Origin of the sequence: Micromonospora sp. NPDC049257 (genome assembly GCF_040678915.1) — a bacterium.
Lineage (GTDB): Bacteria > Actinomycetota > Actinomycetes > Mycobacteriales > Micromonosporaceae > Micromonospora > Micromonospora antibiotica.
This window is the reverse complement of sequence record NZ_JBFAQU010000039.1, coordinates 1-20,329: the sequence shown is the minus strand read 5'-3', so window position 1 is coordinate 20,329 and position 20,329 is coordinate 1. Positions and strand designations below refer to the sequence as shown.

The following is a 20,329-nucleotide window of genomic DNA, read 5'->3' as shown; positions in this document are numbered from 1 at the left end:
CCGGAGGTGGCGTGGTTGAGATCGTCGACGGGCAGTACGGGACCGGTGCCGCAGCTGCCCGGTGGTTGGACCGTACGGCGGGCGGAGCGGCACCTGCCGGTCGGCGCGCTGGCCGGCACCCGGCACGAGTGCGTCGACGGCCGGCTGGTGGTCACCCCGTTCCCGCCCGCTGTCGAGAGTGTCGCGACGGCCACCCTGGCCAGCGCCTTCGTCCCGGCGGCCGAGGCGACGGGGCGGCACGTGCTCGGCCGGGTCAACCTGACCTTCACCGCGTCCTGCTGGATCCAGCCGGACGTCACCGTCCTGCACACCCTGCCGGCCGGCGACGAGCAGGAACGCTGGGTGCCGGCGACCCTGTGCACGATGGCGGTGGAGTTCGTCCGGCGCGGCACCCGACGCGACCCGGTCGACCGGTTACGCCGCTGCGCGGCCGCCGGGGTGCCCTGGTTCCTCCGGGTGGAGCTGGACCGGCGGCCCCACCGGATGACCGCGACCCTGCTCCGCCGGGAGGACGGCGGCTACCCGGTCGTCGGCCGGGCGGTCGGCCACCAGCGGCTGCGTACCCGGTTGCCCTTCCCGATCGACTTCGCTCCGGCCCGCCTGCTGCCCCGCCCCTGACCGGCGGTCGCCGCAACCCGACAGCCGGGTCCGGCAAACGCGCTCGACAACCGGACCCGCTGGTCACGTAGGGTCGCAGCGTGGGACGAATCGATGACCTCGCGAACCGGTACGTGGCTGACTGGGCGCCACTGAGCCCGACCGGTGCCACCTATGTCGGCATCGCCGGCTACGACGACCAACTCGACGACCTCTCGCCCGCAGGCTACGAGGCACGGGCCGAGCTGACCCGGCGTACCCTCGCCGACCTGGACGTGACCGAGCCGGAGTCCGAGGCGGAACGGACCGCCAAGGAGGCGATGCAGGAGCGCCTGGGGCTGGAGCTGGCCCGGCACGACGCGGGTGAGATCACCAGCGAGGTGAATGTCATCGCCAGTGGCCTGCACGAGATCCGGATGGTCTTCGACCTGATGCCCACCGAGGGTGAGCAGGGCCGGGCCGCCGTCGCCGCGCGGCTCAACCGCTTCGCCGCCACGTTGGAGGGTTACAAGACCACGCTGCGTGAGGCCGCCGCCGCCGGGCGGGTCAGCTCCAAGGTGCAGCTGACCGAGGTGGCCAAGCAGTGCGACATCTGGACCGACCCGCACGGCGACAACTTCTTCCACGGGCTGGTGCAGCGGCTGGACGCCGACGGCACGCTCGGTGCCGAGCTGCGCCGGGGCGCTGCGGCGGCAACCGCGGCCACCGTCGAGTTCGGCCAGTTCCTGCGCACCGAGCTGGTCCCGCGCGGGCGGGACAAGCAGGCCGCCGGCCGGGAACGCTACGAGCTGGCCTCGCAGTACTTCCTCGGCGCGAAGGTCGACCTGGACGAGACGTACGCCTGGGGTTTCGCGGAGCTGGCCCGGTTGGAGGCCGAGATGCGGACGGTGTCCGGCCGGATCGCCGGCCGGGGCGCGACCATCGACGAGGCGGTGGCCGTGCTGGACGCCGACCCGGCCCGGACCATCCAGGGCAAGGAGGCGTTCCGGGACTGGATGCAGGCGCTGGCCGACAAGGCGATCGGTGAGCTGCACGGCACCCACTTCGACATCCCGGAGCAGGTCCGCCGGATCGAGTGCTGCCTCGCCCCGACCAGCGACGGGGCGATCTACTACACCGGGCCGAGCGAGGACTTCTCCCGCCCGGGGCGGATGTGGTGGGCGGTGCCGCAGGGCGTCACCGACTTCTCCACCTGGCGCGAGGTGACCACGGTCTACCACGAGGGTGTTCCCGGGCACCACCTCCAGGTCGCGCAGACCGCCGTCCGGGCGGAGCTGCTCAACCGCTGGCAGCGGCTGCTGTGCTGGGTCTCCGGCCACGGCGAGGGCTGGGCGCTCTACTCGGAGCGGCTGATGGACGAGCTGGGCTACCTGGAGGACCCGGGTGACAAGCTCGGCATGCTCGACGGGCAGGCGTTCCGGGCGGCCCGGGTGATCATCGACATCGGGATGCACCTGGAGCTGGAGATCCCCCGGGACAACCCGTTCGGCTTCCACCCGGGCGAACGGTGGACGCCGGAGCTGGGCTGGGAGTTCATGCGTTCGCACTGCCGGGTGCCGGAAGAGAACCTCCGCTTCGAGCTGAACCGCTACCTGGGCTGGCCGGGGCAGGCACCGTCGTACAAGGTGGGCGAGCGGATCTGGCTCCAGGCCCGGGAGGACGCGAAGGCCCGCAAGGGTGCCGACTTCGACCTCAAGGAGTTCCACCGGCAGGCGCTCGACCTGGGCGCGCTCGGGCTCGATCCGCTGCGCCGGGCGCTGGCCCGCCTCTGAACTGCGCGCACCGGGCGCTGGCCGGCCTCTGAACTGCACGCACCGGGCGCTGGCCGGCGTCGAACCGCGCCGCCGGCCAGGTGGGGACGCCCAGCGGGTGAGACGGATGGTCGGGGGCGGGCGAGGGCCCGCCCCCGACGCACCGTGGGGGTGGAGTAAGGCTCAGGAGAGGCTCGACGCCAGCGCCGGTCGGGCGGTCAGCGTGTCGGAGTCGACGAACGCCAGGTCGATCGATTCTGCACGGATTCCTCCTCGGGCTGGTGCCGACCCGGCGGGCGGGCCGGAAGCCCGACCCGCCCGCCGACAGGTGATCAGCTCAGCGCTTGCCGACCTCGTCCTCGGCCCGCCAGTTCGTCGACGCGGGTGGGATCTCGTCGCTGAGCGGGCCGCCCTGGCGCACCGCAGCCGGCTGCTCGACCCTGGTCGACGCGTCCCGCACCGACCCCCCGGTCGGAGCCCCGTCCGGCCGACGCCGCGCCTCGGCCACCGGCGCGCGCCGCCCGGAGACCATCAGCCAGAGCCCCAGCAGCAGCAGAACGGCACCCAGGGCGGCCAGCCCGATCGGCAGGGTACGACCGATCAGCTGGAGCTTGTCCCGGGTCACGCCGGCCGACTTCACGCTGTTGGCGATGGTGGCCTCGTCATAGACGAAGTCCGCGTCCAGCAGGGTCACCGGGCTGCCCTGGTTGGGCACGAAGTTCTTGCGTTGCTGCTCGCGTACCTTGACGAAGTTGCCGCTGACCGGCTCGATCCAGATCGTCCGGGTGTTGCTGTAGGTGACCTTTCCGGTGGTCGCGCCCGGGGCCAGCGCACCGGCCAGCGCGGTCAGCGAGCCCGCCGGGGTGACCAGGTCACTCTCCGGGATCTGCTGCACGTACCGGTACGCCTCGGTGCCGTTGATCTGCTCGGTGCCGTCGAAGGCGATCGGCAGCCCCTTGCGCAGGTCCCGGTCGAAGAAGGTGTGGTCCCTGCGCTCGGCACGGAACGGGAACTTGTAGGTCTGCCCGGCGAAGGTCACCGAGTCGTCGGTGCCGCCCGGACCGTCGGTGTCCAGGTACTGCTTGTCCCAGTCCCGGGCGGCGGCGCTCACCCGGTCCAGGGCGAACTCGGCCGCGTACTTACTGACGTCCGAGCCGTTGTCGGTGCGTACGACGGTGCCGTAGACGTCCCAGACGACCGCCTCGCCCCGCAGGTCACCGGTCATCTCCTTCTCGGTCGTCGCCGCCTGCGGCACCACCTCGGTGGTGGCCTTGAGCTGACCGGTCTGGATCGTCGGCTTCCCGTTGAGCACCTGCATGTAGGTGGCGTTCTCGGCGATCGCGACGCTCGCCCGCAGGCAACCGTCCGGCTTGCCGTCCGCGTTGCAGAACGTCAGGTCGTACGGCAGCTTCGTCACCGACGGCGCCACGTAGTACGCCGTTCCCGCGGCGACCGCGAGCGACAGCACGCCGATGCCGAACAGCGCGGCACCCAGGCGAGTCTTCACTGGTCCTCCCCTAACAAGACGGTCAGCCGGTTACCGGCGGAAGATCGAGAATGTAAAACTTGGCCGCACGTTACTCCCGAGTCACATAGGCCCGCGACCCTCTGGACGGTTGATGTCTGCCCCGATTCCCGATCAGGTCCTGCGGCGGCTGCCCGCGCTCGACGCCGTCCGGGTGATCGGAGCACTCGCCGTGGTGGGGCACCACGTCGGTTTCGCCACCGGGCGCAACACCGGCGACACCGCCGTCGGGGCCTGGCTGTCCCGGCTCGACGTGGGGGTCGCGGTCTTCTTCGTCCTCTCCGGTTTCCTGCTGTTCCGGCCGTACGCGCACGCGCGGGCGACGGGTCAGCAGCCCCCGGGCACCGGCCGCTACCTGTGGCGGCGGGCCACCCGGATCCTGCCCGCCTACTGGGTGGCGGTGGTGGTCTGCCTGCTGGTGCTGCCGCAGAACCGGCCGGCGTCGACAGGTGACTGGCTGCGGCACCTCACGCTGACCCAGATCTACCAGCACGGTCAGCTCCGGCACGGGATCAGCCAGACCTGGAGCCTGGCCACCGAGGTCACGTTCTATCTGCTGCTGCCGGTGCTGGCGGTCCTCCTGCTCGGCCGGCGACGGCCGACACCGGGCCCGCCGGCGTCGGCCCACCCGGACGGGGTGCTGCGAATCGCAGTGGCCGCGACGGTGGTGACCGGGGGCTGGGTGGCGTTGATGGGTACGGGCGTACTCAGCCTCGGCCTGCACACCATGTGGCTGCCCTCGTACGCCGGCTGGTTCGGTGCCGGGATGGCCCTGGCCGGCGCGCAGGTCGCGTTGCGCACCGGCCGGGGCGTGCGCTGGCGCTTCCTGGACGACCTGGGCCGGGCCCCGCTGGCCTGCTGGACGATCGCCCTGGGCGCGTTGGCCGTCGCCACCACCCCGGTCACCGGCCCCCGGGACCTGGCCGAGCCGACCGCCGGCCAGTTCACCACCAAGCTGGTGCTCTACCTGGTGGTCGCGGTGCTGCTGATCGTGCCGGTGGCGTTCGGGCCGCAGACCCGCACCAAGGGCGTCTTCGACAGCATCGTCGGCCGGTGGTTGGGCCGGGTGTCGTACGGGCTGTTCCTCTGGCACCCGTTGGTGCTGGAGGGGATCTACCTGGTCGACGGCCGGCCGGAGTTCACCGGTGACCCGCTCGGCACGTTCATCCTCACCGTCGCCGGTGGGCTGGTCCTCGCGGCGGTCAGCTACTACGCGGTGGAGCGCCCCTTCCAGCGCTGGGGTGGGCGGTGGCCGCGTCGGCGCAGCACCAGCGAGAGCCAGAGCAGGGTGGCGGTGGCGACCGCGGCCAACTGAGGCAGCCAGGCGGTGTGCCCACCCCGGGTCGCCGCCCACCAGCCGGCCACGGCGAAACACGCCACCGGCAGCCAGCGCACGGTCGCCCGGCGCAGCCGGTGCATACCCCGCCGGTCCGGCGGGTGCAGGTGCGGCTCCAGGGCCCGCCCGGCCAGCACCACGACCACCACCGCCAGTGCCACCCCGACCGCCGCCGGCCCGCCGAACAGCAGCAACGCCCCACCACCGACGAGCGCGGCGAGCACCCGTCCGCGCCTGCGCCGCACCACCGCCACCATCCCCGGGGTACGCCGTGCCGGCAGCACCGCCAGCAGGGCGACCCCGGTCAGCAGCACCGCCCCGGCCCCGAGCGCCGCCACGTACCCCCGGTCCGGGGCGAAGTGGAGCGTCACCGCACCGGCGACGTCGGCCGGCACCAGCCAGCCCTGCTGCCAGCCGTCCACCACGAACGGGGTGAGGGTCCGGCCAGCGGCGGTGGCCACCCAACCCGCGTTGGCGTTCTCCCGCAGCGCCAGCACCCGCTGGCCGGGGTAGCTCTCCAGGCGCAGCACCCGCCGGGTGGCCGACCACTCGTCGACCCGCAGCACCGTCCGGGTCGCCCCGGGTTGTCGGGGTCCGTTCGTCGCGTCGCCGGCCCCGGGTGCCGCCGTACTGCCACCGTCCGTGCCGGCGATCCCCGACCCGCCGGTTGTCGCCGGGCGGGCGGAGGTCCCGCCGGCTGGGGCGTCCGTCGGGGTGAGGGCGAGCAGGGTGGGTACGGTCAGCCGGGTCCCCGCCGCCACCACCCGGTTCTCCCCGGCGGTCAGCCGCAGCGGCGTCTTCGCGGCCGGACCGCAGAGCACCGCCGGCACCTCGCGCAGTTCCACCAGGTCCCGTCGGCTGGCGACCAGCGCGGTCCGGCGTTGCCCACCGGCCACGGTCACCGTCGGGCCGGTGCCGCAGGGCAGGGTCACCCGCCTCGCGGGGTCCGCCGGGCTGGCCGGGCCGTCCGGCAGCACGGTCAGCTCACCCACCCCCACCGGCAGGCCCTGCGTCACCCGCCCGTACGGGTCGTACGACGCCACCGGCACCACGTCGGCGATCAGCACGGTCAGGTCGTCGCTGCGCATCGGCCGGTCGAACAGCAGCGTGCCGCCCTCGTCGAGCACCCCGCCGCGCATCCCCTCGTCGCCGAGCACGGTGACCCGCCAGGGGCGGGCCGCCGCCGCACCGGGTGGCAGGGCGATCCGCAGCCCGGTGACGGTACGCGCCTTCGGCCAGGTCAACCGCAGCCATGGTTGCCGGTCGGCGTCGGCGGCGTACCAGATGGTCGCGGGGTTCCCGTCGACCACCGCGCCGGGGCGGGCGGTCGGGTGGGACACGCCGACGGTCGAGGCGGCCACGGTCGGGGTGACCCCGGTGGTGACCGCCGCCGCCCCACCGGGGTCGAGCAGCGCGTTGAGCGCCCCGCCGGGCCGGGGCCGGGCCCACAGTGCGACCCGGTAGTCCGTGCCGGCCGGCAGCTGCACGGTGCGGTCGATCCGGTCGCTGTCCTCGGAGGCGCGGGCCATCGCCCCGGCGCAGAGCGGCCGGCCCTCGTCGAAGACGCACGCCGGGGTGGCCGGGGCGGCGCCGAACACCATCGTGGCCGGCCGGTCGGTGGCCGGTGGGGCCGGCACCACCAGGGTCCGGGCAGCCTCGACACCGGGGATGACGAGTTCGGCGATGCCCACCCCACCGAAGCCGGCCCGGACGTCGAAGACCTCCTCGACGGTGACCCGGACGAACCGGGTGGGGTAGCCGTCGGGCAGGGTCACCTCGACGCTCTGCCCGGCGGTCTGCACGGTGGCCTGCTGCCGGCCGGCGGTCACGGTGATCCTGGTGGGCAGCGAATCGGCCCCGGTGTCGAAGGTGATCCGCACCTGCCGCACGACCTGCGGCCGGTCCAGCTCCACCTCGAACCACTGCCCCGGCGCGCGGGTCCCCGGGGCGGACCGCCACGACGTGCTCAGGTCACCGTCGACCGCCGCGTACGGCTGGTGTTCGGGGCGGCCACCGCCCAGCGGCTGCGCCTGCGACCAGGAGCTGGACGCGGACACCCCGCCGATGCCGAGGTAGCGCACCACGGTGGACTCCCCCTCGGCCCACGGCGGCAGGTAGTCCCGGGCCGGGGCGTCGAGCTGGGGGCGGTCCCGGGCGGTCATGGTGGCCGAGGCGTTGTCGTGCTGCTGCCCGAAGGCCACCTCCCGGCGGCGCAACCCGTCGGTGAGCGTCACCTGTGACGCGGCCAGCCCGGCCGGGCGGTCCCCGGCGAGCACGGTCGGCGCGGCGGAGAGCCGGCCGGCGGCGGCCAGCGGCAGCAGCGACTCGGGGCCGCCGACGACAGTGGTCAGGTCGGCGGCGTCGTACGCGACGACCTGGTCGACGGCGCGGCGGACCTCGTACACCTCCAGGGCCCGGACCCCGACGTCCAGTCCCCGGTCGACGACGTTGCCGGGCAGCCGACCTCCACCGACCTCGGGGCCGAACCCACGCACCGGTTCGATGCCTGGGGAACGCAGCAGCGCCTGCCGGACCACCACCGGCCGGACGGCGCCGCTGTGGCCGTAGTCGAGGTCGGAGCGCAGCAGCAGGTACTTCACCCCGGAGCGGGCGAGCAGGTCGGCGAGGCCGGCGGAGCCCTGCCCGTCGGCCAGCGCCGACTCGACGGTGTCCAGCAGCCGGATGGTGCCGGGCGGGGTGAGCGGCACCGAGCTGCGCACCGCCCACGGCCGGTTCGACAACGGCTGGGTGATCTCGTCGCTGGGGCTGCCCCACAGGTAGCGGGGGAAGCGGGCGGCGGGCACCACCAGCACCCGGTCGTCGCCGACGGCCCGGTCCAGCCAGTTCGACGCCTGCTGCCAGTAGCCGGGTACCCCGGTGAAGCTGCCCGGGGCGGCCAGCCCGCCGCCGAGCGCGGGCGCGGCCACCGCGGCGACCGCGACCAGGGCGGTGCCGGTGACCAGGCCGGCACGCAGCCGCACCGGCTGGAGCGGCCGGGGCAGCAGAGCGGCCAGTTCGGGCCGGTCGCCGGTGCGGGCGGCCCGCAGCACCAGCCCGACCAGGTGGGCCAGGCCGAGGATGAGCGGCAGCCGGAGCACCACGTCGAACTTGTGCACGTTGCGCAGCGGTGCACCCGCCGCGTCGAGGAAGGTCCGCTGGGTCTGTGCGCCGAACCCGTCGAGCTGGCCGAGGTGCCCGAGCCCGACCAGGGCCAGCCCGACCAGCAGGCCGGTGACCAGGAACCGCCGGTGCGGCATGCCCCGGCGGGCCAGCCCGGCGATGCCCAGCCCGGCGACCACCAGGGTGGCGACCACCAGGGGTCGTTCGGTGGCGAGCCGCCAACCCGCCGTCCACGGCGGCCCGTACGCGCCGTTGAGGTAGGCGTGCCAGTGCGAGGCGCCCCGCAGCACGGTGGTGGCGTCGGTGGGGGTGGTGGTCACCGGCGCGGTCTCGATGTAGTCGAGGAAGGGCGGGCTGTACCGGCCGAGCAGCAACAACGGCACCAGCCACCAGGCGGTCGCCGCGCCCACCGCGAGCCCCCAGGCGAACAGCGCCTTCACCCGCAGACGCAGCGGATGCAGGCCGAGCAGCCAGAGCGCGGCCAGCGGCACCACGGCCAGCACGGCGGTCGCGTTGACCCCACCGGCGCACGCCACCACCAGGGCCGACCTGGTGACCGCCCGGCGCAGCGGCACCCCGTCGGCCAGCCCGACCAGCGGGACGAGCACCCACGGCGCGAGCGCACTGGGCCACGCCTCCACCGAGATCGGGCCGAGTTCGGTGAGCAGCCGGGGGGAGAGCGCGAAGGCGGCCCCGGCGAGCAACCGGGCCCACGGGGTGCCGACGTGCAGCCGCTCGGCGAGCCGGACGACGCCGACGCAGGCCACCGTCAGCAGCAACGCCCACCACAGCCGCTGCACCACCCAGGCCGGTACGGCGAGCAGCTTGCCGAGCAGGAAGAACGGTCCCATCGGCCAGAGGTAGCCGTACGCCTGATTCTGCAACTGCCCGAAGGTGCCGTCGGGGTCCCAGACGTGCAGGGCCCGGGTCAGCCATCCGGCCGGATCGATGGCCAGGTCGACCTTGGTGTCGATGGCGATCAGGCCGGGGTCCTGGAGGAAAGCCAGTGCGGACAAAGCCAGACACACCGCAACCAACCGCACACGCCACACCGTGCTGGATGTGTCGTCCGGCCCGTCGGCCGCCCCCGGACGGCCCGGCGACTGCTGCATCTCGCCTCCGATCGGGCATTGCGACGTGCGTGACGCAGCCCATAGTGTGACGCGACCGCGAAGACTACTCGGCAGTAGGAGTTGAGTGTTGGACGCACCCGCTGCCGCCACCACCAGGCACGTACTGTTCCTCAACTGGCGGGACACCCGGAATCCGGAGGGTGGCGGCTCGGAGGTGTACGTCGAGCGGATCGCCGGGGAACTCGTCCGGCACGGCCACCGGGCCACCCTGCTCTGCGCCACCCACCCCGCCGGCCCCGCCGAGGAGACCACCCCCGACGGCGTACGGGTGCTGCGGCGCGGCGGCCGGCACACCGTCTACCTCCGGGCCGCCCTGGCGTACCTGGCCGGCGCGCTCGGCTTCGGCCCGCTGAGCCGCCGCCACGGCGGTCGACCCGACCTGATCGTCGACGTCGGCAACGGCCTGCCCTTCCTGTCCGCCCTCTACGCCCGCCGGCCGGTCATCGCGCTGGTGCACCACGTGCACCGGGAGCAGTGGCCGGTGGTGCTCGGCCCGAGCCTGGCCCGGTTCGGCTGGTGGGTGGAGTCCTGGCTCGCCCCCCGGGTCTACCGCCGCTGCCGGTACGTCACCGTCTCCGCCGCCACCCGTGACGAGCTGGCCACCCTCGGCATCGACCCGGCCCGGGTCGACATCGTGCACAACGGCACCCCCGACATGACCGTCGGCCCGGTGCCCCGCTCGCCGGAACCGTCGCTGGTGGTGCTCGGCCGGCTGGTCCCGCACAAGCAGGTCGAGGTGGCCCTCGCCACCCTCGCCGCGCTCGGTGACGAACTGCCCGGCCTGACCCTGACCGTCGCCGGGCAGGGCTGGTGGGAGGCGCAGCTGCGGCACACCGCCGCCGAGCTGGGCCTCACCGACCGGGTCCGGTTCACCGGCTTCGTCTCCGACGCCGACAAGCGGCACCTGCTCGCCTCGGCCTGGGTGGCGCTCACCCCGTCGCTCAAGGAGGGCTGGGGGCTCACCATCGTCGAGGCCGGCGCGGTCGGCACCCCGACGGTGGCGTTCCGGGGTGCCGGTGGGGTCGAGGAGTCCCTGGTCGACGGGGAGACCGGCCTGCTCGCCGAGGACGTCGACGACTTCGTGGCCAAGGTGCGGCTGCTGCTGACCGACGACGGCTACCGGGCCACCATGGGCACGGCGGCCCGCGCCCACGCCGCCCGGTTCACCTGGCCGGTCTCGGGAAAGAAGTTCGCGGCCCTCGTCACGAGGGCCGCGAACGGTACGACAGGATCGTCGGTCGAGCAGCAGGCTCCGGCGGGATCGCCGGCAGGGCAGTCAGGGCCGGCAGGGTCACCGGTCGGGCGATCGGGTCCGGCGGTGCCGCCGGTCGGGCGGACGGATCCGGCAGGGTCACCGGTCGCGCAGGTGGAACAGTCCTACTTGGTGCCGTAGACCAGCGGCTGGTTGGCACCACCGTTGCCGCCGCCGGACTCGGTGCGGGCGGCCTGCTCGGCCTTCGCCGCCTCGGCCGCCGACGTACCGGTCAGCGTGGTGGCCAACGCCACCGTGCCGAAGGCACCCAGAGCGATCGCGGCTACCGCGACCAGAACCAACGAGAGAGCACTGCGCATGGTGCTGTTTTCCTCCTCGTGAGCTGCGTGCGCGGCACGTTACCACCAAGTAGCCCACACCGGGAGAGTCGCGCGGGTGATCACCGCCGGCCCGCCGGGCGGCCCGGAGCGCCGGTGACCGGACCTCGGCCCGCACCCGCCCGTTGTCGGTGTCGACGGCCGCCCCGCCGCCCACCCGGGACGGCTGACCGCTCCGGTCAGCGCCCGGCCGGATTCTCATAGAGGGTGAGGTCCACACCGGCGTACACCTCGCGCAACCCGACCAGCGCCGCCGGGTCGACCCGCTGGCCGTCGACCGTCCGCTGCACCACCACCCAGCGCACCCCGGTCACCGCGACCGGGCCACCGGCGGCCAGCACCCGGCCCACCTCGGCGGCACGCGGGTTCTCCCCCCGCACCCCGGTCGCGCCCACCCAGAGGGTGTCGTCCACCAGCACGTCGGCGTCGACGTAGCGGGGCAACGGGTCCAGCACCGTCCGGCCGTCGTTCCACGGGTACGCCCGGTAGGCCCCGAACGGCAGTGACAGCACCTCCCCGGACCGGCCGTCGAGCCGGCGGGCCACCGCGTCCCAGTCCGCCGGGTACGTCACCGGGCGCAGCCGGCCCGCCGCACCGAACGCCAGATCGGGCAGCACCACCACGGGCAGCAGCAGGACGGCGACGAGCAACGCCCGCGCGCCACCGGTCGCCCCCCGGGCGGCGACCCGGTCGGCCAGTCGTTCCGCGCCGAGCGCCCCGGCCACCACCAGCAGCAGCGCGTACGGGATGAGGAACTTCTGCCCGTCGCGCAGCACCCCGGCCCCCGGCACCGACGCCACCGCCCACCCCAGCAGGGTGGAACCCCCCGGCAGCACCCCCAGCAGGGCGGTCAGGAATCCGGCGGCGGCCAACCCGGCGAGCCGGTCCGCCACCCCGACCGGCCAGCGTCCGCGCAACGTCCGGACGCCGTACCCCGCCAGCACCAGCAGCAGCACCGTCGCCACCGGCGTCAACGGCGACGAGCGGCTCAGCGGGGTGGTCTGCCCGTTCCAGATCCCCCCGGTGCCGGCCAGCGCGCCGAACACCCCGCTCCAGTTCTCGGCCCGCGCCGCGAAGGCGGCCACCCCGGCCGGGTCGGTCCGGGCGTCCGCCGCGCTCAACCCGGCGACCACCAGCCACGGCAGGTTCAGCACCAGCAGCGCGCCGACGGCCACCGTGGTCGTCCGGGCGGCACCCCGTCGGGCGACCAGCACGGCGACCGTGACCAGGGCGATCAGGCCACCCGTCGGGGTCACCACGGCGGGCAGCGCGACCAGCAGCAGCCGGCGCAGCCCCCCTGGCCGGTGCACCCGGATCGCGGCGTCGACCAGCCACGGCAGCGCCCCGTACGCCAGCAGCAGCCCCCAGTGCCCGATCAGCAGCCGCTCCGCCAGGTACGGCGTCCAGGCGTATCCGACGGCGGCGACCACCCGCACGACCGGCTGCCCGGTGGACACCAGCCGGCCGGCCCCGATCGCCGCGAGCAGCAGCACCCCGGCCAGCACCACCCGTTGCAGCAGCCATCCCGGCACCGCCTGGCTGGCCAGCGAGACCAGGGCGTCCAGCGGCACCGCCCGGGGCAGCGAGTCGACCGGGGCGACCAGCTCGGCCCGCCACGGCTGGTGGGGCACGAAGACCATGTCATAGCTGAGCACATAGCCGGGCGCGGCCAGCGGAGCCAGCACCAGCGCGGTGACGGCCAGCCCGGTGGCGACGAGGATCGACCTCTCCCGCAGGGGTTGACCTCCTCACTAGGCTGACCCGGCGATCGGCGCCGGCGTGGCGACACTGTACTTGCGCTGCTGGTGACCGGCGGAGCCGGCGACCCGGGACGGTCACGGGCGGGCAGCGGACGACCGGCGCGGCCGGCGACACGGAGCGGTGATGGGCACAACATCGGACGACGGGCACGGCCGGCGACCCGGGGCCGTCGGAGGACCCGAGGCCCCCGACGGGCACAGCCGGCGACCCGGCGACGTCACGGGCCGGGGTCCGGGCGACGGGCCAGGTCAGGGATCAGGCGACGGGCCAGGTCAGGGGTCGGTCGACGGGCCAGGTACGGGGTCGGGCGACGGGCGCGGTCGGACGGTCGGGATCGGCGTCGCCGGGGTGGCCGTCACCCTGGCCGGGGTCTTCGTCAACGGGCTCGCCTACGTGGTGCCGGTCCTCGCTGCCCGGCACCTCGCCCCGGCGGAGCTGAGCGCGCTGGCCACCCTGCTGGCGCTCGGCGCGATCGGCGGCGTGGCCAGCACCGGCCTCCAGATCGCGGTGGCCGTGCACCGGGCCCGGCACGGCCGGGCCGCCACCGCCCGCCCCACCCTGCTGACCGTGGCGGTGACCGCCGCGCTGCTGGCCGTGCTGCTGCCGGTGGCCGCCGTCGGGCTGCGGCTGACCGGCCCGGCGGTGCTGCTGCTCGGGGTGCTGACCGTGGCGGTGGTGGCCGCCGGCCGGTGGCTGGGCGAACTCCAGGGCGACCAGCGTTTCCTGCGGCTGGCCGGCGGGATGGCGCTACTCGCCGCCGGCCGCTACGGCGGGATGATCGCCGGACTGGCGCTGGGCGGCGGGTTGACCGGGGCGCTGCTGGCCGGGGCGGTCACCTCCGTACTGGTCCTGGCGCTGCTGGTCCGGCTCAACCGGGGGGCCGGTCTCGACCCGGTGGCCCCGACCCTGACCACCCGCACGGTGCTCACCGCCAGCGGGGCGACCCTGGCGATGCTCGTCGTGTCGTACGCCGACCTGCTGCTGGCCCGCCGGTTCCTGCCCCCCGACGCCTCCGGCACGTACGCGGTCGGCACGGTGCTGACCAAGGGCGCGTTGTGGGCCCCCCAGGTGGTGACGGTCATCGCCCTGCCCCGGCTGGCCCGCGGCGACCGGGGGACGCTGCGCACGGCGCTGCTCCTGGTCGGTGCGGCCGGGGCGGCGCTGGTGCTCGCCTCGGCGCTGGCCGGCGGGCTGGCGTTCGGGCTGGCCGGTGGCCCGGAGTACGCCCGGTACGGCGGCCTCGCACCGCTCTTCGCCGCCACCGGGGCCCTGTACGCGTTGGTCTTCGTGCTGATCAACGCCCGGGTCGCGGCGTCGGCCCGGTGGCCCTCGGCACCACTGTGGATCTCCACGGTCGGCTTCGTGGCCGCGACCGCCACGGTCGTGCCGCACACCGTCGCCGGTATCGCCGGGGCGGCCCTGGTCACGGCGACGGTCACCGCCGTCGGCACCGCAGTGTCGACAATCCACCGCAGAACGGATGCGTCGGTCGCCTCCACCCTTCCGACGGCTACCGTCGCCGTCCCGGGTCGTGACACCCTGCCGGTAGGTGACCGGTAGACGGGGGTTTCTGGTGGCGGTGGTCGACCCGGTCCGGCAGCTGGCCGGCGTCCGCCGTGGGCTGACCGGCACCCGCCGGCCGGTGCGCTGGCTGCTCGTCGTCGGGCTGCTCGTCCTGCTCGCCACCGTGCCCGGGGCGGCACCGCACCGGGCCCTGCCGGACAGTGGGCCGGTTGCCGCCCGGCTGACCGCCGCCTTCGACGACTACGGCGACACCTCCGGCCGGTGGAACGGTGCCGACCGGACGGCCTCGGTACGACTGCCCGACGGCCGGCTGCTCTGGCTCTTCTCCGACACGTTCCTCGGCCCGGTGCACCCCGACGGTTCCCGGCCCCGCACCGCACCCTTCATCCACAACTCGGCCATCGTGCAGCGGGGCGACCGGCTCGCCGAGACGGTGCACGGCGGCACCACCGAGGACCCGCGCGACCTGGTGCCCCCGACGGCACCCGGCGAGTTCTCCTGGATCGGCGACGCCACCGTCTGCGGCGACACCCTCCAGGTGCTGGTCCACCGCTACCGGCGCACCGGCCTCAGCCCGCTCGACCACACCCTGGTCGGCACCGCACTGGCCAGCTTCGCACTGCCCACGCTCACCCCCACCGGGGTCCGCCCGTTGCCACTGGGCGCCCGGGTCTCCTGGGGTTCGGAGCTGCTCCGCGACGGCGGGCACACCTACGTGTACGGCACCGAGGCGGCCGGCGGGGCGAAGTTCGCCCACCTGGCCCGGGTGACCGGGGACGACCTGACCGGCCGGTGGGAGTTCTGGACCGGTGACGGCTGGTCCACCGACGACCGCGCCTCGACCCGGCTGCTCAGCGGCGTCGGTACCGCCTACGGCGTACAGCGGATCGGCGGTCGGTACGTGCTGGTCACCCAGGAGAACAACCTGGTGTTCAGCGGCGATCTGGTGGCCTACTCGGCCGACGCGCCGACCGGCCCGTTCACCGGCCCGGACTACCTGCACCACGCCCCGGAGACCGCCGCCGGTCACCTGGTCTACGACGTCGACCTGCACCCGGAGCTGGCCCGCCCCGGTCGGCTGCTCCTGTCCTACAACGTCAACGACGTCGACGACTCGGTCACCTACGCCGACGCGGGCCTCTACCGGCCGCGTTTCGTCGAGCTGGTGTGGCCCCGCGACCGACCGGAGCACGCCGACCTCCCCCCGGCGCCGTCGACGCTCACCGCCCGACCGGGCGGCGCCGGCACCGCCGAACTGGACTGGCCGCCGGTACGCGCCGACGACGAGCTGCGCTACCAGGTGCACCGGCGGGACGTCACCGCCGGCCAGACCCACTTCGTCCGGATCGGCGAGCCGACCACCACTCCCCGGTTCTCGGCCGACTTCCTGACCAACGGGCACGACTACGAGTTCCGGGTGAGCACGCTGGGCCGGCGCGGCGAGAGCGCACCCTCACCGGTCGGCCGGGTGACCGCCACGGTGCCGCCACCGCCACCACCGCAGGGCCTGCGGGCGGTGCCCGGCCGGGCCGGTGACGTCGCACTGGGCTGGGAGCCGGTGCCGTTCGTCCAGCTCTTCCGGGTGACGCAGCACGACCTGGGCACCGGGGAGGAGACCACGGTCGGCACCTTCACCGGCACCACCGCCACCGTCGGGTTCCTCCGGCACGCGCACACGTACGCGTTCACCGTGGTCGCGGTCGGTGGTGGCGGGGACAGCCCACCGTCCGAGCCGGTCCGGGCGACCGCCCTGGTCACCCCGCCCGCCCCACCGCCGGGGCTGGTCGCCGTCGGCCAGCCGGACGGCACCGTACGGTTGTCCTGGCGGACGCTCGGCCCGGGTGTCTCCTACCGGGTGTACCGCCGCGACCTGACCGCCGGCGCCCCGCAGGACGGCCCACCGGCGGTGGAGGTCAGCGCCGGGCACGTCGCCCGGCACCTGACCCACGGCCACGAGTACGAGTTCACGGTCGACGCGGTCAACGACGGCGGAGCGGGGGCCCGGTCCGCGCCGGTGCGGGCCCGCGCCCGGTTCACCGCCCCCACCGTCGCCCCGACGGACCTGCGCGCCGAGGCCGGGGTCGGCAGCGTGGAGCTGACCTGGCGCGCTTCGGTGGCCGACGGGTGGCACCGGGTGTACCGGCGGGACGTCAGCGCCGGGGAACGCGACTTCACCGCCGAGGAGATCCCCACCCGGGGCACCCGGGCCGTCGTGCCGGGGCTGCGCAACGGGCACGAGTACGAGTTCACGGTGGCCGCGACCAACCAGGCGGGTGCGGGCCCCCGCAGCGCACCGGTCCGGGTCACCCCGCAGTTGCCCACCCCGACCGGGCTCGACGTGACGGCCACCGGCAGCGGCGAGGTCCGGTTGACCTGGCGGTCGGCCGGGCCGGGGTTCGCCTACCGGGTGCACTGGCGCGACGCCACCACCGGGGAGCGGTGGCGGGTCGGCCCGTACCCCGTGTGGGAGACCCGGCACCAGGCGGTGCTGTTGGCCCGGGGGCACGACTACCGGTTCCGGGTCGCCGTGACCGACGGGCGGGACGACGGTCCGCCGTCCCCGGAGGTCGGCGTCCGGGTCCGCTGATCGGCGGGCGTCGACCCTCGCCGACCCCGCCTCCGCTTCCGCCGTTCCGCCCCCGCCCGCGACCGTCCCGGCCCCGCTTCCGCTTCCGCCGCGAACGTCCCGACCCCGCCACGGCCCCCGGCGTGCAGACGCCACGGGGTCGCGGTGGCCGGCGGCGGCCGGCTGATCGGGGGTGCGCAACTGTGCCGCCAGCCACTCCGGGTCACCGCGCGACGCCCCCGCCCGGCCGATTCGTCCGCCCCCGCAGGGCGGCCCCGGTCGGCGCATCCGGACACCGTGCCACGATCGGTCATACACCGTGTGACCGGCTACGACACGCGGTGGTGAGGATGGCCGGACGCACGCTGTCGGCTGGCCGTCCGGTTGGCTACCGTAGGTGTCCCTGGGGGCCGCAACCCCCCACGTGGTACGTCCGATCGAGGTGGCTGTGACCCTGTACGGCGACAATCAGGTCTCCGACGACCGCCCCACGGTGCAGGTCACCGCGGTGAGCTGGCCGGGCGAGGACGAGCCTCCGACGGCTGGCGGGGCCGCAGGCTCGGGCACCGGTGGTCGGCCGTGGTGGCGACGCGGGCGGGTGCTGCTCGCCGGTGGCGTGACCACCGCGGTGCTGGCCGGGGTGGTCGGCGTGGGCGCCTGGGCGTACGCCGGGGACGTCCCGCGCGGCACGAGCGTGCTCGGCACCGAGCTGGGTGGCCGCAGCCGCGCCGACGCGGCCAAGGAGCTGCGGGCAGAGCTGGAGAAGCGCGCCGGCAGGCTCAACGCGCCGTTGACCGTGGTGGTGGGGGAGAACCGGGCGGAGGTCAATCCCGCCGACGTCGGCCTGACGGTGGACGTGGACGCCACCGTCGCCGCCGCCACCGACACCCAGGCGCACCCGGTGGACCGGCTGTTCGGCTCCCGTACGGTCGAGCCGGTGGTGACGGTGGACGCCGCCAAGCTGGACGCGGCGTTGCGCCAGATCCTCGGTAAGCAGGGCCGGGACATGACGATGCCGGCGATCATCTTCACCGGCACCACCCCGAAGCCGGTCTACCCCAAGCCGAGCCTGACCCTCGATGCGGAGCAGTCCGCCCGGGTGGTCCGCACGGGTTGGCTGGCCGGGCAACCGGTGACGGTGCCGGTGGTGGAGAAGAACCCGGTGACGACCCGGGAGGAGGTGGACCGGCTGGTCGCCGAGCTGGCGAAGCCGGCCGTCGCCGCTCCGGTCACCATCACCTCCGACAAGGGGTCGGTGAGCGTCCCACCGGCGGCGATCGCCCGCGCGCTGCGCTTCTCGGCCGACGACGAGGGGAAGCTGACGCCGAAGGTCGACGTGAAGCGGCTCCGGTCGGCGCTGGGCAGCAAGCTGGCCGCGATCGAGTCGACGCCCAAGGATGCCGGTCTGACCATCTCGGCCGGCAAGCCGAAGGTGGTCCCGGGGCGGGCCGGGAAGCAGCTCGACTCGGCGGCGCTGAGCCGGGACCTGCTCGCGGTGCTGCCGAAGGCGGACGGCCGGACGGTCACCGGGCAGCTGAAGGAGGCCGAGCCCGAGCTGACCGAGGCGAAGCTGGCCGAGCTGGGCATCAAGGAGCGGGTCTCCACCTTCTCCACGAAGTTCCCCGGCGGGTTGTCCTCACCGCGCAGCCAGAACATCATCCAGGCGGCGAAGGACGTCGACGGCACGATCGTGCAGCCGGGTGAGACCTTCTCGCTGAACGCGCACACCGGCGAGCGCGGCTACGCCCAGGGCTACAAGGACGCCCCGGTGATCCTCGGCGGCAAGCTGGTCCCCGGGGTCGGCGGCGGTGTCTCCCAGTTCACCACCACCCTGTTCAACGCCAGCTACTACGCCGGCCTCCAGGACGTCGAGCACAAGCCGCACTCGTTCTACTTCAGCCGCTACCCGGCGGTGATCGAGTCGACGATCTTCTGGCCCGACCTCGACTTCAAGTTCCGCAACAACACCCCGCACGGGGTGCTGATCGACACTGCCTGGACCTCGAACACGATCACGGTGTCGATGTGGAGCACCAAGATCTACGACAGCGTGAAGACCGAGTACGGCCCACGCCGCAACGTCACCAGTCCCAGGACCGTCTACCTGGAGCCCGGCCCGACGTGCATCGCTGCCGCCGGCAGCACCGGTTTCACCCAGGACGCGTTCCGGGTCATCAAGAAGGACGGCAAGGTCGTCAAGCGGGAGAAGTTCAGCTGGACCTACGACCCCGAGCCGAACTTCGTCTGCGGTCCCAAACCCTCCTGATCCCCCTCACCTCTCCCCACCCGCCCGCTCTGACCCGGGGTGGGCTGGGCACGGATGAGCCCCGCCGGCGACACCGGCGGGGCTCTCGTGCTCTTTCGGGTCGGCCCCGGTCAGGGGCGGGCGTCGGCGAGTCCCTGGCGGACGCCCTCGGCGTCGCGGTCGGTCCCGTAGACGGGGGTGTCGGGCTGCTGCCGCCAGCTCTCGTCCAGCGTGCCGGCGTCCACCGGGTCGAAGCCGAGCGCGTCGACGAGCTGCATCACCACCTGCTTGGCGTCGTCGTCGTCACCCGCCACCGGCAGCGCGATCCGGTCACCGGCCCCGGCCGGCTTGCCGTGGTCCATCAGGTGCGCGGCCTGGATGTTGTTGAAGGTCTTCACCACCCGGGCGCCCTTGAGATGGTCGGCGGTCCACCGGCTGGAGCTGAGGCTGCGGTCGAGCAGCTCGGCGATGTCACCGTCGCGCTGCGGGTAGTAGTTGTTGGCGTCGACGACGATCTTGCCGTCGAACGGTTGGGGCGGCAGCCCCGGCACCGCGAGCAGCGGGATCGCCACCACGACGAGTTCGGCGTCCTGGACGGCCTGGTCCAGCGTGCCGGCGGTGGCCCCGGTCTCCTGGGCCAGCTCGGTGAGGCTCTGCGGGCCCCGCGAGTTCGCGACTGTCACGTCGTGCCCGAGGGCGCTCAGCCGCCGGGTGAGGGTGCCGCCGATGTGCCCCGAACCAATGATTCCGATCTTCATGACCACTCCTGCCTCCGCCGGTCCCGACGGTCAGTTCCGGTCGTACGGTCAGCAGGTACCCCGCCCGGTCCGCTGCGATTGCGGACACGACGTACTCCACGTCACGTTTCCCGCCATGCTGGGTGTGGGTCCCTCCGGAGCCGGGTCCCGCATCGACGGTACGAGGTGAAGCCCGCTGCTCGGGGCGATTCACCGAAGGCGGCACCAGCTCCGGACGCGGGCCCCCGTGGCTCTACGCGGGCCCCCGTGGCTCTGGACGCGGGCCCGCGTGCTGCCAGGCTGCACCGGTCCCGCGACCGTGCCGGTGGACGGTGTGACCCGATGGAGGGTTCGGGGCGTGAAAACAGTTGAGGCCGACCCCGAAGGGTCGGCCTCAACCAAAGATTGTCCGGCGGTGTCCTACTCTCCCACACCCTCCCGAGT

The 20,329-nt window shown here is 74.3% G+C and carries 9 protein-coding genes and 3 pseudogenes; 7 read left to right on the top strand and 5 right to left on the bottom strand.

The window, feature by feature from the left end:
- Positions 1-15: 15 nt before the first annotated feature.
- Both AB0K25_RS30300 and AB0K25_RS30295 read left to right on the top strand, forming a co-directional pair.
- The gene (locus AB0K25_RS30300) at positions 16-618 is read left to right on the top strand and encodes a Uma2 family endonuclease (RefSeq protein ID WP_219465159.1); all 603 of its coding nucleotides are present in this window, start codon (positions 16-18) and stop codon (positions 616-618) included.
- Positions 619-698: 80 nt separating this feature from the next.
- A complete protein-coding gene (locus tag AB0K25_RS30295; protein WP_363823860.1) occupies positions 699-2,369 on the top strand; it encodes a DUF885 domain-containing protein in 1,671 nt (556 codons plus the stop codon).
- Between the two features lie 316 nt (positions 2,370-2,685).
- On the opposite strand, the gene AB0K25_RS30290 is transcribed toward AB0K25_RS30295, so the two are convergent.
- A complete protein-coding gene (locus tag AB0K25_RS30290) occupies positions 2,686-3,855 on the bottom strand; it encodes a DUF3068 domain-containing protein (protein WP_363823859.1) in 1,170 nt (389 codons plus the stop codon).
- Between the two features lie 112 nt (positions 3,856-3,967).
- On the opposite strand from AB0K25_RS30290, the gene AB0K25_RS30285 reads away from it, so the two are divergent.
- Positions 3,968-5,188: an acyltransferase gene (locus AB0K25_RS30285; protein WP_363823858.1), complete on the top strand. Its 1,221-nt coding sequence runs from the start codon at positions 3,968-3,970 to the stop codon at positions 5,186-5,188.
- Here AB0K25_RS30285 and AB0K25_RS30280 read toward each other — a convergent pair.
- Positions 5,083-9,345, bottom strand: a complete 4,263-nt coding sequence (locus tag AB0K25_RS30280) for an alpha-(1->3)-arabinofuranosyltransferase (protein ID WP_363823857.1) — start codon at positions 9,343-9,345, stop codon at positions 5,083-5,085. The two genes, AB0K25_RS30285 and AB0K25_RS30280, sit on opposite strands and share 106 nt — an antisense overlap.
- 184 nt (positions 9,346-9,529) lie before the next feature.
- On the opposite strand from AB0K25_RS30280, the pseudogene AB0K25_RS30275 reads away from it, so the two are divergent.
- A pseudogene (locus AB0K25_RS30275) lies at positions 9,530-10,666 on the top strand (glycosyltransferase family 4 protein); the annotation flags it as partial.
- A 173-nt stretch (positions 10,667-10,839) separates the two neighbouring features.
- Here the strand turns inward: AB0K25_RS30275 and AB0K25_RS30270 are convergent.
- Together AB0K25_RS30270 and AB0K25_RS30265 are read right to left on the bottom strand one after the other, a co-directional pair.
- The gene (locus AB0K25_RS30270; RefSeq protein ID WP_208570806.1) at positions 10,840-11,034 is read right to left on the bottom strand and encodes a hypothetical protein; all 195 of its coding nucleotides are present in this window, start codon (positions 11,032-11,034) and stop codon (positions 10,840-10,842) included.
- A 206-nt stretch (positions 11,035-11,240) separates the two neighbouring features.
- Positions 11,241-12,788 (bottom strand): annotated as a pseudogene (locus AB0K25_RS30265) (hypothetical protein); the annotation flags it as partial.
- A gap of 373 nt (positions 12,789-13,161) precedes the next feature.
- On the opposite strand from AB0K25_RS30265, the gene AB0K25_RS30260 reads away from it, so the two are divergent.
- The 3 genes from AB0K25_RS30260 to AB0K25_RS30250 all read left to right on the top strand — a co-directional run bounded on the left by AB0K25_RS30260 (position 13,162) and on the right by AB0K25_RS30250 (position 19,169).
- On the top strand, positions 13,162-14,373 hold the full coding sequence (locus tag AB0K25_RS30260; RefSeq protein WP_357536595.1) for a polysaccharide biosynthesis protein: 1,212 nt from the start codon (positions 13,162-13,164) through the stop codon (positions 14,371-14,373).
- Positions 14,363-16,924 (top strand): DUF5005 domain-containing protein, encoded by a 2,562-nt coding sequence (locus AB0K25_RS30255; protein ID WP_363823856.1) that lies wholly within the window; start codon positions 14,363-14,365, stop codon positions 16,922-16,924. The genes AB0K25_RS30260 and AB0K25_RS30255 overlap by 11 nt, the downstream gene beginning before the upstream one ends.
- A gap of 421 nt (positions 16,925-17,345) precedes the next feature.
- Complete coding sequence (locus AB0K25_RS30250; protein ID WP_357536599.1) at positions 17,346-19,169, top strand: VanW family protein; 1,824 nt, start codon at positions 17,346-17,348, stop codon at positions 19,167-19,169.
- Between the two features lie 110 nt (positions 19,170-19,279).
- On the opposite strand, the pseudogene AB0K25_RS30245 reads toward AB0K25_RS30250, so the two are convergent.
- Positions 19,280-19,915, bottom strand: a pseudogene (locus AB0K25_RS30245) (NADPH-dependent F420 reductase); the annotation flags it as partial.
- Positions 19,916-20,329: the final 414 nt, after the last annotated feature.

Excerpts from the sequence above, each read along its gene's own strand:
- AB0K25_RS30270 (WP_208570806.1), bottom strand. The coding sequence starts at position 11,034 with ATGCGCAGTGCTCTCTCGTTGGTTCTGGTCGCGGTAGCCGCGATCGCT.
- AB0K25_RS30285 (WP_363823858.1), top strand. The coding sequence starts at position 3,968 with ATGTCTGCCCCGATTCCCGATCAGGTCCTGCGGCGGCTGCCCGCGCTC.